This window comes from Rhodococcus sp. D-46, from assembly GCF_011290655.1.
GTDB lineage: Bacteria > Actinomycetota > Actinomycetes > Mycobacteriales > Mycobacteriaceae > Rhodococcus_F > Rhodococcus_F qingshengii.
The window spans coordinates 486,471-500,314 of record NZ_JAANTF010000004.1; the positions used below are offsets into that span (position 1 = coordinate 486,471).

Genomic DNA, 13,844 nt, shown 5'->3' on the forward strand with positions numbered 1-13,844 from the left:
ATCTCCTACTGCGGAAGCGGTTTGCGCCAACATACGTCGGTGACACGGATACGCTGATTGTTGTCACCGTTCCAATCGACGCTCAGTCCCTGAGTTCGGAGTGCGTCGGCTACCTGGCGCCCGACGGTCTGATCGGTGTGCGCAATCATATGTGCCTTGGCGGTTTCGTCGCCGCTGAAGGCAGCGGCGACCAGCGCGGGATCGAGATCGTGGGCCGGACGAAACGCACTGTAGGACAAGTAGAGATCGGACGGCTCGTCGCCGAGACGCTCCGCATCTTGCATGTGGAAGAACGTGTACGCCCACTGAGCAAAGGGATACCCGTTCTCGTCGGGTTCGGACGGCGTGCGTTCGTCGTCGATTTCGGTAGTGCCGCACTGCATGCAGCAGGTGAAGTTCATCCGGGCTACGATGCCGTTGCGCTCGAGTTCGGCGAAGGCTGCGGAGAGGCGCTCGAAGTCGCCGGGAGCCGTCCACTGGGTCTGCTCCCCGAGTCTGTGGTCCCAGACCTCACGCACTACTGCGTCGATCTGTCTGCCGAGTTCGTCGTTCTCGAAGCCGCCCTCGACACAGTCTCGGGCGGCTTCGCAGATTTCGTCGAACGTAGCGAAACCTGGGACTACCAGTTCGCGTGCTTGCTCACGTACGGCGACGATGTCGGCCTCACTGAGCACCGGTGCTGACCGTGACTGTGCTGACCGTGACCAGGGCAATCGCATACCGGCACCGTACTGCACCGATCCGACCGTCAGGCGACGTCGGCTGCTGCTTTCGTTTCCTCCTCGTTTGACGGGGCCGGCTTGTTCGGGATGAGCGCCGTGGCGATCAGGCCCACCACGACAAATCCGGCTGCAAGGTATCCGCCGAGTGTGATGCCGTGAGTCATCGCAGATTGGGCAGCGTCGGCGACGAAGGCAGTGTTCGGTGAACCGGCCAGCGAGTCGATGGCGGCGCCTGCGCTGTCGGTGACTGCCCGCGTCAACTGATCAGCCTGAGCTTGGTCGACACCGGATCCGGTGAGGTCGTTGTTCAGTGTCGAATTGAGAGTGCTGAAGAAGACCGTGGTGAGGACAGCGATGCCCAGTGCGGATCCGAGTTGGCGGAACGCGCTCTGAATGCCGGAGCCTTGACCGGCGCTCTGCTCGGGAATCTCCTCGAGCACGACGTTGGTCACCTGGGCAGTCGCAAAACCGACGCCGATTCCGTAGAAGAACAGCACTGCGGCGATAGTCCACCAGGGGCTGTCTGTCGCAGCGATGAATCCGAGGCCGGCGAGACCGAGCGCTTCGAGAGCCAGGCCGATACGGACCAAGCCCAACGGCGAGACCTTCGATGCCAGCCCGAAGCTCGCACCACTGGCGACAAAGCTGCCGATGGCAATGGGAACCAGTGCGAGCCCTGCCTGGAGTGCGCTGTATCCGAGCGTGAACTGGAGCCAGAGAGGAAGCACCGCAACGATTCCGAACTCGCCGAGCCCGATGATCAGCGTCGCGATGTTGCCGTTGCGGAACGACGAGATGGAGAACAACCGTACGTCCATCAGTGCCCGCGACGGATCGGCGCTGCGGGTGAGCATGGTTTGACGGTAGGCGAACGCACCGAGCGACAGAACGGCGAGAACCAGCGCCACCAGAACCGGCGACGGTCCGCTGGACCATGAAAGACCGAACAGATCGAAGGGTTCCTTCGTGGTCAGCCACCCGTACGTTCGTCCCTCGACGAGGCCGAAGGCCAGCAGGCCGAGCCCGGCGATGGACAGTGTTGCTCCGGTGGCGTCGATGCGCCCAGCGGTGCGGGGTGAGGGCGCGATGAACAGCACTGCGCCGATCAGAATGAGCGCAGCAAGCGGAATGTTGATCCCGAATGCCCAACGCCATGAGGCATGTTCGGCAAGCCAGCCGCCGAGCAATGGGCCGAGGGCGGATGCAGCGCCGATGGTGGAGCCCCAGACCGCGAAGGCCTGGCCGCGCGCCTTTCCGGTGAACATCGCGTTCAGAAGCGACAGTGACGTGGGCAGGATCATGGCCGCGCCGGCGCCCTGCAGGAAGCGCGCCAGGATGAGCAGACCGCCGTTCGGCGCCAGTCCGGCCAGCAGGCTCGTTGCGCCGAACACGACGACACCGGCGATGAAGATACGACGGGCGCCGACCAGGTCGGCAACTCTGCCGACCAGAAGCAGGAGTGCCGCGAACACGATTGCGTAGGACTCTTGGATCCATTGAGCCTGAACGGAATTGATCCCGAGATCTTCGATGATCGAGGGAACTATGACGTTGACGATCGTGGTGTCGACGACGATCAGTGCCACGCCGAGTGCAATGGCGATCAGGCCCAACCACTTGCGGGTGGTGGGTGAGATGTTCACGAATAAACCTCCATTGTGAAGTAACTTCATTATGAAGGTATATTTGAGGCGGTAAGTTGTCAACGTGCGCGCTGGGTTCGACCGGCCGCCGTCTGGCACAGGAAAGGTGGGATCACCGAGGTGGAGGCACCGCGCGACATCTCCGTGGAGCGGGAGCGGCTGATGGACGAATTCCGCGCGTACGGTGGCACGTTCACCGAATTCAGCCATCGATTCGCGTCGTGGCTCGGCCTGCATTCCACCGACGCGACTGCCTTGATGGAAATCACCGCTGCCGAGGAGAAGGGGACGCCGCTCTCACCCGCCCGCCTCGGAGAGCGGATCTCGCTGACGTCGGGTGCAACCACCGCGTTGCTCAACCGCCTGGAGAAGGCGGGACATATCGTCCGGACCCGAGAGAATGCCGACCGGCGAGTGGTCACGCTGCACAGCAGTGCGCATGTGCAGGACCTGGCGGACGAGTTCTTCGGGCCCCTTGCCGTGCGACTCGACGCCATGATGGCGAAGTACCCGCCCGAACTGCTCAGTCGATTCGAGGAATTTCTCGTCGACCTTCACTCGACGATGAACGAACACCTCGAGCAGGACAACCGCTGAACAAAGAACGCCGCTCGACTCCGGAGAGTCGGGCGGCGTTCTTTGTGCCGGTGACGGCTACTTGCCGAGCTTGGCCTGCAGGTCGTCGAGAACCAGGCCGGCACCTGTCGGGCCGAGGCCCAGGAACCAGGTCTCGTCGCTCACCTCGGTGGCGCGTCCTTCCTTGACTGCGTCCATGCTGGCCCACAGCGGTCCGGCAACAACCGTGGTCTGGCCCGTGTCGGCGGGATTTCCGTAGCTGGAGTAGAAGATTCGGTCACCCTCCGCCTCGGTGATCGTTTCGGGGCTGACCTCGACGGCCAGTTCGTCGATGTCCTGGATCGCCGGGCGGGGCAGGCCGACGTCCTTCAAGATGACGCCGATGAACGACAGATTGCCGTACAGGCGCAGCTTCCCGGACATGAAACGAACCAGTGAAACGGTCGGGGAACCGTCGATCGACTCACGTACCTTGTCGGCGTGCTCTTGGTAGTCGTTGAGAACCTGCTCAGCCTTGGTCTCCTCGCCGAGTGCGTCACCGGCAAGGAGGAAGTTCTCCTTCCACGGAAAGCCGGGGCGGATGCTGAAGACCGTCGGAGCGATTGCCGCGAGTTGCGGGTAAAGCTTGTCCTGGCGCAGCTTGCTGCCGAGGATCAGATCGGGCTGCAGTGCGGTGATCGCCTCGAGGTTGAGGTTGTTGGTCGTGCCGACGTCGGGGACACCGACCAACTTGTCCGCCAGGTACGACGGCTGACCGGCGGCGCTTTCCGGGCTGGCGATGCCGACCGGGGTGATCCCGAGCGAGAGAACCTCGTCGAGTTCACCGCTGTCGAGGACGACGACGCGGGTCGGCTTGGCCTCGAGGGTGGTCTCACCCAGGGCATGGGTGATGGTGCGAGGGAACTCGCCTGGCGCGGCATCGCTGCCGAGCTTCGCTGTTTCCGTGTCGGCGGTGCTGAACAGCTTGCCGCCGGTCGCGACATCGGTGTTGCCGTTTGCGTTGCCGCCGGCGTCGGAAGAGCCGCAGGCCGTAGCGGCAAAAACAGTCGCCAGGGCAACCATGGCGACCCGGACCGACGTGCGGCTCCGGAGAGTGGTGCGTGAGTGCATTAGGCTACCCTACCTTTCGGCTATCGGGCTTGGTCAGGGAGGTATCCGCACCGTTGATGCCAGGTGAGCGGCGCGTCAGGTCTCGCTCAGCGGGACCGCTACGCAATTCGGACTACAGGGTGCGACCAACGTGTTAGCTTCGCGAAAGACCTGTACTGGTAAGCGAAGACGCGTGTAGTGAGGATTTCGATGACCCTGAACACTGCCGATCTGTTCGAGGCCGTTGCCGATGCGATCCCCGATCGAGTTCCCTTGATTCTGGAAGACGTGCGATTGAGCTACGCCGAGCTCGAACTGCGATCGAACCGACTCGCTCATCACCTGCAGTCGGTGGGCGTCGAGCCTGGGCAGCACGTCGGTATTCACATGCGTAACTGCGTCGAGTACGTCGAAGCGCTCCTGGCTTGCTTGAAGATCAGAGCGGTACCGATCAACGTCAACTTCCGCTATACCGATGCAGAACTCCTGTACATCTACACCAACTCTCAAATGGTGGCACTGCTGGTCGAAGAGGAATTCGCGCCGACGGCATTGGCCGTGGTTCCGCAGTGTCCGGAGATCACCCACGTGCTGATCGTCGGCGAAGACTACGAGAACGCCCTTGCCGCGCAGACTGATACCCGCGACTTCGGCCCTCGCAGCAACGACGACCATTTCATCATCTACACCGGCGGCACAACCGGAATGCCCAAGGGTGTGGTGTGGCGGCACGAGGACTTCTTCTTCGCCGCGCTGTCCGGAGCGAACCTCAGCGGGCCGCCGCGTCGGAGTCTCGAAGAGGTTGTGGATGCAGCTGTAGCGAACACCAATCCAACTGTGCTGCTACTCATCCCGCCGCTCATGCATGGAGCCGCAATCTATTCACTGCTCACGGCATTCCTCATGGGAGCGCCCCGAGTACTGACCCGCAGCTTCGATCCGATGGAAGTGCTGCGACTGGTCGAGGCCGAGAAGATCGCCGGAATCACCGTCGTCGGCGACGCGATTGCTCGGCCGATCGCCGACGCCATCACCGCAAGCGAAGGGCGCTACGACCTTTCGACTCTCCAACTGATCGGGTCTGGTGGCGCGTTGTTCTCCCCGAACCTGAAGGCAGAACTGACAACCCGACTACCGGGGTTGGTGATCAAGGATGCATTCGGTGCTTCGGAATCCGGCAACGACGGCGTCGTCGAATTCGGCGTGGACGGTTCCAAACGAATTCGATCCAACCCCAACATGATTCTTGTCGACGACGAATTCCGTCGCATCGAACCAGGCTCGGACACAGTCGGTTTCATCGCCCGGGTCGGCCATGTTCCCGTTGCCTACTTCGGCGACCCGGCCAAGACTGCTGCAACTTTTCCCGTCGTCGACGGGGTTCGTCTGGCGGTACTCGGGGACATGGGCACGATGGAAGCCGACGGAACCATCGTGCTGCTCGGGCGCGGTTCGATGTGCATCAACTCCGGTGGCGAGAAGGTCTACCCCGAAGAAGTGGAGCAGGCACTCAAAACTCACCCGGCAGTTTTCGACGCCTTGGTAGCGGGCGCGCCCGACGCACGATTCGGCGAGAAGGTCGCCGCGGTGGTGCAGGTTCGACCGGGATTCGAAGATGTTGCGACGGAATCATTGTCGGAGCATTGCCGCACCCACGTCGCCGGGTACAAGATCCCCCGCTCGATCGTGCTCGTACCAACCATCCTCCGCTCGCCCAGCGGTAAGGCCGACTACCGTTGGGCTCGCGAAACCGTAGCGGGAGCGTAAATCACCTTCCGGCACTTCGGACGACGCACCACTCGTTTCCCTCGGGATCCAGCAGCACCTGAAAGGTGCCGGCCGGGTCCTGCTGGACAGTACCGACCCGAGTTGCGCCGAGGCGCTCGGCAGCTTCGGTCGCAGCGACGACGTCATCCACACTGACGTCGATGTGTAGACGATTCTTCGTCAGCTTGGATTCCGGTACACGCTGGAAGGCGAGGCGAGTCCATCCTGGAGGGTCGACAAACGCCCACTCCGCGCTCCGCTCCACCGGCTGCCCACCGAGGATTCCGGCCCAGAAGGTCGCCAACTGGGCTGGTGCGGAGCAATCCACAACTACTTCATCGACCTGCCCGATCACCGCTTCACAGCTCCGCTGAATTCGGCTGTCACAGCTGCACTCAATTCGGCTGTCACACCTGCGCTGAATTCGGCTGTCACAGCCAGGGCTCGATCGGCTTCTTCACCCACATGATCTTCTCGTCCGGATGCTCACGCCGAGCTTCGGGACGGTCTGGGTTGGCTGCTGCCCACACGGCTTTCTCGTCGAGCAGTCCGGCCGCGATCGTCCAGGTCTCCCGCGTGCTCGGCGGATTGGCGCCCGCCGCCCGCGCAAGCTTGCGCAGCCGATCGTCGGGCATGTCGAGCAACTCTGCACTACTGATATCGCGATCCCAGGCGAACTTGGCAAGACCGACAGCTTTCTCACGTCGGCTACGGCTCGCCATGTCGTTGTGCGCGAAGTCTGGTTCGGATGCCACGGCTTCACCTTATCGTCAACGAAATCGAGGCCCTCCCGCGTAAGCGGAAGGGCCTCGATTTCTGTTCTTCACTGTCGGGGTGGCGGGATTTGAACCCACGACCTCTTCGTCCCGAACGAAGCGCGCTACCAAGCTGCGCCACACCCCGTGTCGAACCTCGGTTAGCTTACATTACCGAGTCGACTGACATTAAATCCGCAGGTCAGTTGCGTAGAACCGACGCTGGAGACTCTGCGGAACTGTGTGCGGAGACATGCTCCGGTTCGCGCCTGGTCGCCGGAACCAAAGTCAGCAGAGTTGCCTCGGGGCGGCAGCAGAAGCGTGCCGGAGCCCACGGCGAAGTGCCGATGCCTGCTGAGACGTGCAGCTGGGTGTGTGCGCCCCACTTCGACGGTCCCTTGACCCGGGATCGGTCGATCTGGCAGTTGGTGACCAGCGCGCCGTAGAACGGAAGGCACAGCTGACCACCGTGCGTGTGGCCGGCGAGCACCAGGTCGTAGCCGTCGTCGGCGAACCGGTCGAGAACTCGAGGTTCGGGCGAGTGCGTCAGGCCGAGCTTGAGCTGGGCGACGGGATTGGGTGTTCCGGCGACGGTGTCGTAGCGATCGCGCTTCAGGTGCGGATCATCGACGCCGGCGGCAGCAATGCGAATTCCGGCCACTTCGAGTTCGCGGCGCACGTGGGTCATGTCCAGCCATCCACGTTCGGTGAACGCGGCCCGCAGATCGCCCCAGGGGAGGGGATCGCCGGTGATGCGCTTGTCCTTGTTGAAGATGTAGCTCAGTGGATTCTTCGGTTTCGGAGCGAAGTAGTCGTTGCTGCCGAAGACGAACAGACCCGGCCGAGCCAACAGATCGCCGAGCGCCTGGACCACTGCCGGGACGCTGCGCTGATGCGACAAGTTGTCGCCGGTGTTGACCACGAGGTCGGGGTCGAGGCCTTCGAGTTCACGCAACCAATTCTGTTTCAACCGTTGGTTCGGCATCATGTGCAGGTCGCTGAGATGGAGGACCCGCAGCGACGACGAACCGGGCGCCAGGACTGGCATCGTCACCTCACGCAGTGCAAATGCATTGCGTTCGATGCCGGATGCGTACCCGATCCCTAGTGCAGCGGCGCCCGCGGCACCAAGTGCGGTGCGGGTCAGATTGGTGCGGAACTGGGAAGACACCTCTCAAGGATACGGGTGTGGCGTTCTTCTGCGTCGCTCTCGCTGCCTTTTACAGCTATTCCACAGAGAATTGTGTCCGGGCGGAGGTAACTATCGGCACGCTCGAAACGCCGAGCGCGTAGCGTTTCCACCATGTCCGACACGACACCATCGCTCAAAGCCACCCTCCGAACCGACATGGTTGCATCCATGAAGGCGAAGGATCCGCTACGTACAGCCACCCTTCGGATGCTCATGGCAGCCATCCAGACCGAAGAGGTTGCCGGTAAGGAAGCACGGGTCCTCACCGACGAAGAAATCATCAAAGTCCTTGCAAAGGAATCGAAGAAGCGCGGCGAATCGGCCGAGATCTACACCGAGAACGGCCGCGGTGAACTTGCCGCGAAAGAGCGCGCCGAAGCTCAGATCATCGACGAGTACCTGCCGACGCCGTTGACCGACGCCGAACTCGTCGACGTCGTCGACACCGCCCTCGCTCAGGTGTCCGAGGAGCTCGGTGAGCGTCCGGGTATGCGTCAGATGGGCCAGGTCATCAAGGCCGCCAGCGCGCTGGCCAAGGGCAAGGCCGATGGCGCACGTATCTCTGCAGCAGTGAAGTCCCGCCTGTAGAAGCGCGCCACCGGAAACCGAAAACGGCCGCGAACTCCGAGTCACTCGGAGATCGCGGCCGTTCTTGTTTTCAGGGCCGTCAGTTTTCAGGGCCGTCAGTTCGGTGGGGTCCCCGCAGGCGGTGCGGGTTCGCCTCCCGGCGGAGTCGCATCCGGGGGAGTCGCGCCCGGTGCCGGAGCTGCTGGAGCTGCCGGGGATGCGGGTGCTGCCGGAGCCCTTACGGACCCGTCACTGATGTAGATCGTGACGGTCGAACCCGGGATCGCGGACCCGGACGGCGAAACTCCGGTGACCGTTCCCGCCCGTGCTCCGGATGCCGTGGTCACGGAATTGACCGTGAAGCCGGACGCCTGCAACCTCGACGTCGCCGCCGACTGGCTCAGGCCGACAACCTCGGGAACCTGGCCGTTCTGTGATCCCCGTGCGTACTTCTCGTCGATCGGGGGCAGCGAGGTGGGCCCGAAGTTGTTGGCGACCGGGTTCATTGCCGCGAACCAGGATCTCGCCGGTTCGGTACCGCCGTACAGGTTGCCGCTGTAGCAGGGGCGTAGCGGGCTCGAGCAGATCTCGCCGGGTGTCGGGGAGTCGCCGAAGATGTAGACGGCCGCAGCGAGGTTGTTGGTGAAACCGAGGAACGCCGAGGACTTGTGGGTCTCGGTGGTACCCGTCTTGCCCGACATCGGCAGGCTCCATCCGGCGCTGCTCGCGGCACCGGCAGACGTACCGGCGCCGACGTCGTCACGGCTCATGGCGTTGGCGAGTGTGTCTGCCAAGCCGGGCTCGACGACCTGCTCACAGCCCTGCTCGGTGACGGCCACCGGCTTGCCGTAGCGGTCGAAGACCGAATCGATGGGACTCGGCGGGCACCACTTGCCGTGCGAGGCGAGAGTGGCCGCGACGTTGGAGAGTTCGAGCGGGTTGATCCAGGTGGGGCCGAGGGTGAACGAACCGAGGTTTTGTTCCTTCTGGAAGTCGGCCATGCTGCGCTCGTCGAAGCCCGAGGTGTTGGGATCGGCGTACGAGCGCATGCCGAGACGGACAGCCATGTCGACGGTCGGCGTGACGCCGGTCGCCTCGATGAGCTTGACGAAAGCGGTGTTTGGGGACTGTGCCAGGGCGTCGGTCACGGACAGCGTCGGCGGATAGTTGCCGGCGTTCTCCACGCAGTACGTCGAGACCGGGCAGCCTGCCGCACCACCGCTACCCATGCCCTTGGCTTCGAAGCGCTTGGGCACGTCGAGGGTCGCGTTGATGCCGAGGCCCTTCTCCATCGCCGCAGCGGTCGTGAAGATCTTGAAGACGGAACCCGCACCGTCACCGGCAAGGGAGTACGGCTGCGCCTGGACGGTTTCGTCGGCGTCGGCATTGAGTCCGTACGTGCGACTGCTGGCCATCGCGATGACCTTGTGTGAATCCTGGCCCGGCCTGATCACGTTCATCACGTTCGCGATGCCGTCGAGGTTGGCGCTCGCGTTCGCGTTCAGTCCGGCCTTGGTGGACGCCTGGACCTGCGGATCGAGAGTGGTCTTGATGAGGTAACCACCCTCGTTGATCTGGTCGCGGGTGATTCCGGCATCCGAGAGGTACTTCAGTGCGTAATCACAGAAGAATCCGCGATCGCCTGCAGCGATGCAGCCGCGCGGCAAGTTGTTGGGGGTTTCGAGGACGCCGAGGGGCTCTTCCTTGGCTGCACGGAACTCGTCGGCACGATCCGGAATGTTCGTGATCATGGTGTCGAGCACGGTGTTACGACGCTCGGTCACGCCCTCGACGTTCGTGTACGGGTTCAGCGCGGAGCTGGACTGAACCATGCCGGCCAGCATCGCGGACTGCGGAACGGTCAGATCTGCGGCGTCGACGCCGAAGTAGGTCTGAGCCGCGTCCTGAATGCCGAAGGATCCGTTGCCGAACGGTACGAGGTTGAGGTACCGGGTGAGGATCTCGTCTTTCGTGAGTTCCTTGTCCAGCGTCAGCGCCATCCGGATCTCGCGGATCTTTCGGGCCGGGGTGGTCTCGATGGCAGCGCGGCGCTCGGCATCCGTCTTGGCCACGACCAACAGTTGGTAGTTCTTCACATACTGCTGATCGAGTGTCGACGCGCCCTGCTGCACTTCACCGGTCGTCGTGTTGGTGAGGAAGGCGCGCAGCGTTCCCTGCCAGTCGACGCCCTTGTGGTCGGGGAACCGGCGGTCCTCGATGGAGACGATCGCCAACTTCATGTTGTTGGAGATCTTCTCGCTCGGGACTTCGAAGCGTCGTTGGTCGTACAGCCAGGCAATGGGATTGCCTGCCGCATCGACCATGGTGGACACCGCGGGGACCGTGCCTTCGACCAGTTCGGCCGAGACGTTGTCGACGGTATCGGCAGCGCGATTGGACGCGAATCCGAATCCGCCGGCCACCGGGAACATCACCCCTGCGACCAGGACACCCGCCAATGCGGAGCTTCCGGCGAGCTTCGCCACTGTTTTTGCAATCGACACGATCTACAGAGTACGTGTGCCCACCCATTGGAACCGGTTTCAGTGTTTTGCGGGTGTTCAAAACCTCCTGAACACGCGCTTTGTACTGCCGTACCAAAAAATGCTCCCGACCGTCTTGCGTTAGGGGCGTTCTTTACCTAAATTGTGATCAGTGTGATCGACGTAACACTCGATCACGAATGTGTCTCAGCTTTCACGTGCTACCGCGAGACGGCTGAGATGGTGCGCTGCTCGCCTCATGGCGACGGTCAGACTTTGTAGAGGGGACCCAGAATGTACACAGCCACCCCGAGTAGCCGTTTGGACATCGAGCAGGCCGAGGCACGAATTGCCTGGGTAACTCAGGCGCGATGCCGCGAGGTCGATCCCGACCAACTTTTTGTTCGTGGCGCCGCACAGCGCAAGGCAGCCACCATCTGCCGTCACTGCCCGGTCCTCATGCAGTGCGGAGCAGATGCTCTCGACAACCGTGTCGAGTTCGGTGTGTGGGGCGGAATGACCGAACGTCAGCGCCGTGCACTGCTCAAGCAGCACCCCGACGTCGACTCCTGGTCCGAGTTCTTCGAAGACCAGCGCCAGCATCACTCAGCAGTCTGATCCAGGTCGATCGGGGGATCAGCCCTTACGAGTGAGCTGATCTCCCACCGCGCGCAGCGCCTCGAGGTCCGAGACCTCGAACGGTAGCGACGGAACACCGATCAGCGGCACCCTCGGGTGAGCTGCGGTGAATCGACTCAGCAAGGCGATTTCTCGCTTCGCGATCACTGCCCGATGGGCATGGATGCGGAGAACGGCTGCGGTGAGGGCCTCGGCCTCGGTCGCATTTTCCTTCGCTTCCAGTTTGTCGGCGGCGGTCACCGCATGATCGGCAGGCAGAGCCGTCAACGTCGGGTGAGTGCGGTTGAGAACCAGACCGGCCAACGGCATCGAGTCACCCGCAAGGCGATCGACGAAGAACGCCGCCTCACGGAGAGCGTCGGGCTCGGCCGCTGCGATCACCAGGAAATGAGTCCCCGGCTGACGCAGCAACTCGTAGGTCTTCGTGGCGCGTTCACGGAAACCGCCGAACATCGAGTCGAGCGACTGCACGAATGCCGATGCATCCGAAAGCATTTGGCTTCCCACGATGGTCGAGACACCCTTCAGGGCCAATCCCATCGCGCCGGCCACGAGCCTGGTCAGGCCACGGCCGGGTGCCGAGAGCAGCCGGATCATCCGTCCGTCGAGGAATGTTCCGAGCCTCTGTGGAGCGTCGAGGAAGTCGAGCGCATTGCGCGACGGCGGGGTATCGACGATCACCAGATCCCACGCGTCGTTCGACGCCAGCTGCCCCAACTTCTCCATCGCCATGTACTCCTGCGTTCCGGAGAACGATGTGGCAACGGTTTGGTAAAAGGGATTCGCCAGGATCTGCTCGGCCTTCTCAGGGCTCGAATGCTCGATGACCATCTCGTCGAAAGTCCGACGCATGTTCAGCATCATCGCGTGGAGTTCGCCCGTGGCCTCGGGACCCAGCTTCACCGGCTGCGGAGTGTTGTCGAGTTCGGCCACACCCAAGGCCTGTGCGAGGCGACGGGCCGGATCGATGGTGAGGACGACTACGCGTCGGCCCTCTTCGGCTGCCCGCAACGCCAGCGACGCAGCCGTCGTGGTCTTGCCGACGCCACCTGCGCCGCAACACACCACGATCCGGGCCGTCGGGTCCTTGATGATCGCCGAAATATCGAGGGCAGGAGCTGCGCGTCGGCCGGTCCTGGAACTGCCGACCGTCACGTTCTCGGTGGTCTCGGTCATCACACGCCCTGTTCCGTGAGGTATTCGGCCAGCTCGTAGAGCCCACCGAGATCGACGCCGTCGGCGAGTGCGGGAAGTTGCACCCGCGCGCCGTCGATCTCGCGGAGCTTCTCCGCACTGGATTCTTGAGCTTCGAGCACCGACGCGTGCTCGATCGTCTCGGTGAGCAGGCCGGCGAAGTCGTCGTCGGACAGATCGATGCCGACATCGGAGAGCGTCGACCGGATCGAAGCTGCATCGATGTTGCCGGCTGCAGCACCGGAGAGTTGGTCTTCGGGCAAGAACCTCGGGCTGGCGCGGTTGACGATGATGGCACCGAGGTTGAGGTCGTCACGCGCCAGTTCTGCGGCGGCGTCGGCGGTTTCCTGAACGGGCAGCGCTTCGAGAAGCGCAACAAGATGTACGACGGTCTCCGGCGAGTGCAGCAGCCGAACGACGCCTTCACTCTGCGAATGCACCGGGCCGCCCTTGGCGAGGTCGGCCATCGCCTTGGTGACGTCGAGGAAGCTGCCGATCCGCCCGGTCGGGGGAGCATCGACGACAACGGCGTCGTACACGCGTTTGCCGGTTCGATCGGTGCGGATGACGCACTCCTTGATCTTGCCGGTGAGCAGAACGTCGCGAAGGCCTGGAGCGATTGTGGTGGCGAATTCGATGGCGCCGAACTTACGCATCGCCCGGCCGGCGAAGCCGAGGTTGTAGAACATTTCGAGGTATTCGAGGAACGCGGTCTCGATGTCGACGGCCAGAGCCATCACTTCACCGCCACCTTCGGCGGCCGCGACCTTGGTCTCCTGCGGTGGAAGCGGTGGTACGTCGAAGAGCTGCGCGATTCCCTGGCGGCCCTCGACCTCCACGAGGAGAACGCGCTTGCCGCCTTCGGCCAACGCGAGCGCCAACGCGGCGGCAACCGTGGACTTACCGGTTCCGCCTTTACCTGACACAAAGTGCAGGCGGGCCTTCGTCGCAGACTCGGGCCAGGTCCTGCTCAGCTCATCTTGGGATGCAACCACACCGCGAGCCTATAAGTCTGGGGCCGAAGATGTACGCGGGATAGGCTCACCGCATGAGCGAAATAACTTCCTGGGAATACACCGTGACTCCGTTGCTGGTCCACAATCCGAAGGCAATTCTCGACAACTGGGGTGTCGACGGCTGGGAACTCGTCGCCGTCCTGCCGAGCGCGTCGGGCGAGCAGCACGTCGCGTACATGAAGCGTCCGAAGGGCTGAATCA

General features: G+C 63.0%; 14 protein-coding genes and 1 tRNA gene. 5 read left to right on the forward strand and 10 right to left on the reverse strand.

Features of this window, described 5'->3' with window-relative positions; all coding sequences use genetic code 11:
• Positions 1 to 5: 5 nt before the first annotated feature.
• Complete coding sequence (locus G9U53_RS12980) at positions 6 to 719, reverse strand: hypothetical protein (protein WP_207624210.1); 714 nt, start codon at positions 717 to 719, stop codon at positions 6 to 8.
• Between the two features lie 29 nt (positions 720 to 748).
• Positions 749 to 2,365, reverse strand: coding sequence for a DHA2 family efflux MFS transporter permease subunit (locus G9U53_RS12985; protein ID WP_165638756.1), 1,617 nt, complete (start codon positions 2,363 to 2,365; stop codon positions 749 to 751).
• A gap of 120 nt (positions 2,366 to 2,485) precedes the next feature.
• On the opposite strand from G9U53_RS12985, the gene G9U53_RS12990 reads away from it, so the two are divergent.
• Positions 2,486 to 2,962, forward strand: a complete 477-nt coding sequence (locus G9U53_RS12990; protein WP_003943458.1) for a helix-turn-helix domain-containing protein — start codon at positions 2,486 to 2,488, stop codon at positions 2,960 to 2,962.
• A 57-nt stretch (positions 2,963 to 3,019) separates the two neighbouring features.
• On the opposite strand, the gene G9U53_RS12995 is transcribed toward G9U53_RS12990, so the two are convergent.
• Positions 3,020 to 4,051, reverse strand: a complete 1,032-nt coding sequence (locus G9U53_RS12995; RefSeq protein ID WP_003943522.1) for an iron-siderophore ABC transporter substrate-binding protein — start codon at positions 4,049 to 4,051, stop codon at positions 3,020 to 3,022.
• Positions 4,052 to 4,240: 189 nt separating this feature from the next.
• On the opposite strand from G9U53_RS12995, the gene G9U53_RS13000 reads away from it, so the two are divergent.
• Complete coding sequence (locus tag G9U53_RS13000) at positions 4,241 to 5,797, forward strand: acyl-CoA synthetase (protein ID WP_165638757.1); 1,557 nt, start codon at positions 4,241 to 4,243, stop codon at positions 5,795 to 5,797.
• Between the two features lies 1 nt (position 5,798).
• Here G9U53_RS13000 and G9U53_RS13005 read toward each other — a convergent pair whose 3' ends face one another.
• From G9U53_RS13005 to G9U53_RS13020, 4 genes are all read right to left on the reverse strand, one after another.
• Positions 5,799 to 6,152: a VOC family protein gene (locus G9U53_RS13005; protein ID WP_042446659.1), complete on the reverse strand. Its 354-nt coding sequence runs from the start codon at positions 6,150 to 6,152 to the stop codon at positions 5,799 to 5,801.
• A 76-nt stretch (positions 6,153 to 6,228) separates the two neighbouring features.
• Positions 6,229 to 6,552 (reverse strand): hypothetical protein, encoded by a 324-nt coding sequence (locus G9U53_RS13010; RefSeq protein ID WP_003943496.1) that lies wholly within the window; start codon positions 6,550 to 6,552, stop codon positions 6,229 to 6,231.
• Positions 6,553 to 6,626: 74 nt separating this feature from the next.
• A tRNA-Pro gene (locus G9U53_RS13015) sits at positions 6,627 to 6,700 on the reverse strand.
• A 54-nt stretch (positions 6,701 to 6,754) separates the two neighbouring features.
• Positions 6,755 to 7,723 carry a metallophosphoesterase gene (locus G9U53_RS13020; RefSeq protein WP_003943461.1) on the reverse strand — a complete coding sequence of 323 codons (969 nt, stop codon included), beginning with the start codon at positions 7,721 to 7,723 and terminating at the stop codon, positions 6,755 to 6,757.
• A gap of 132 nt (positions 7,724 to 7,855) precedes the next feature.
• On the opposite strand from G9U53_RS13020, the gene G9U53_RS13025 reads away from it, so the two are divergent.
• A complete protein-coding gene (locus tag G9U53_RS13025; RefSeq protein WP_003943491.1) occupies positions 7,856 to 8,332 on the forward strand; it encodes a GatB/YqeY domain-containing protein in 477 nt (158 codons plus the stop codon).
• 95 nt (positions 8,333 to 8,427) lie between these two features.
• Here the strand turns inward: G9U53_RS13025 and G9U53_RS13030 are convergent, their stop codons facing one another.
• Positions 8,428 to 10,797: a transglycosylase domain-containing protein gene (locus G9U53_RS13030; protein ID WP_003943525.1), complete on the reverse strand. Its 2,370-nt coding sequence runs from the start codon at positions 10,795 to 10,797 to the stop codon at positions 8,428 to 8,430.
• Positions 10,798 to 11,088: 291 nt separating this feature from the next.
• On the opposite strand from G9U53_RS13030, the gene G9U53_RS13035 reads away from it, so the two are divergent.
• Entirely contained in the window at positions 11,089 to 11,412 is a 324-nt protein-coding gene (locus G9U53_RS13035; RefSeq protein WP_007732375.1) for a WhiB family transcriptional regulator, read from the forward strand.
• A gap of 18 nt (positions 11,413 to 11,430) precedes the next feature.
• Here the strand turns inward: G9U53_RS13035 and G9U53_RS13040 are convergent, their stop codons facing one another.
• Together G9U53_RS13040 and G9U53_RS13045 are read right to left on the reverse strand one after the other, a co-directional pair.
• Positions 11,431 to 12,609, reverse strand: a complete 1,179-nt coding sequence (locus tag G9U53_RS13040; protein ID WP_007732380.1) for an ArsA family ATPase — start codon at positions 12,607 to 12,609, stop codon at positions 11,431 to 11,433.
• A complete protein-coding gene (locus G9U53_RS13045) occupies positions 12,609 to 13,622 on the reverse strand; it encodes an ArsA-related P-loop ATPase (RefSeq protein ID WP_037130910.1) in 1,014 nt (337 codons plus the stop codon). The genes G9U53_RS13040 and G9U53_RS13045 overlap by 1 nt, the downstream gene beginning before the upstream one ends.
• Positions 13,623 to 13,675: 53 nt before the next feature.
• On the opposite strand from G9U53_RS13045, the gene G9U53_RS13050 reads away from it, so the two are divergent.
• On the forward strand, positions 13,676 to 13,840 hold the full coding sequence (locus G9U53_RS13050) for a hypothetical protein (RefSeq protein ID WP_003943454.1): 165 nt from the start codon (positions 13,676 to 13,678) through the stop codon (positions 13,838 to 13,840).
• Positions 13,841 to 13,844: the final 4 nt, after the last annotated feature.

Excerpts from the sequence above, each read along its gene's own strand:
- G9U53_RS13025 (WP_003943491.1), top strand. The coding sequence starts at position 7,856 with ATGTCCGACACGACACCATCGCTCAAAGCCACCCTCCGAACCGACATG.
- G9U53_RS13040 (WP_007732380.1), bottom strand. The coding sequence starts at position 12,609 with ATGACCGAGACCACCGAGAACGTGACGGTCGGCAGTTCCAGGACCGGC.
- G9U53_RS13000 (WP_165638757.1), top strand. The coding sequence starts at position 4,241 with ATGACCCTGAACACTGCCGATCTGTTCGAGGCCGTTGCCGATGCGATC.
- G9U53_RS12995 (WP_003943522.1), bottom strand. The coding sequence starts at position 4,051 with ATGCACTCACGCACCACTCTCCGGAGCCGCACGTCGGTCCGGGTCGCC.
- G9U53_RS13035 (WP_007732375.1), top strand. The coding sequence starts at position 11,089 with ATGTACACAGCCACCCCGAGTAGCCGTTTGGACATCGAGCAGGCCGAG.
- G9U53_RS12980 (WP_207624210.1), bottom strand. The coding sequence starts at position 719 with ATGCGATTGCCCTGGTCACGGTCAGCACAGTCACGGTCAGCACCGGTG.
- G9U53_RS13050 (WP_003943454.1), top strand. The coding sequence starts at position 13,676 with ATGAGCGAAATAACTTCCTGGGAATACACCGTGACTCCGTTGCTGGTC.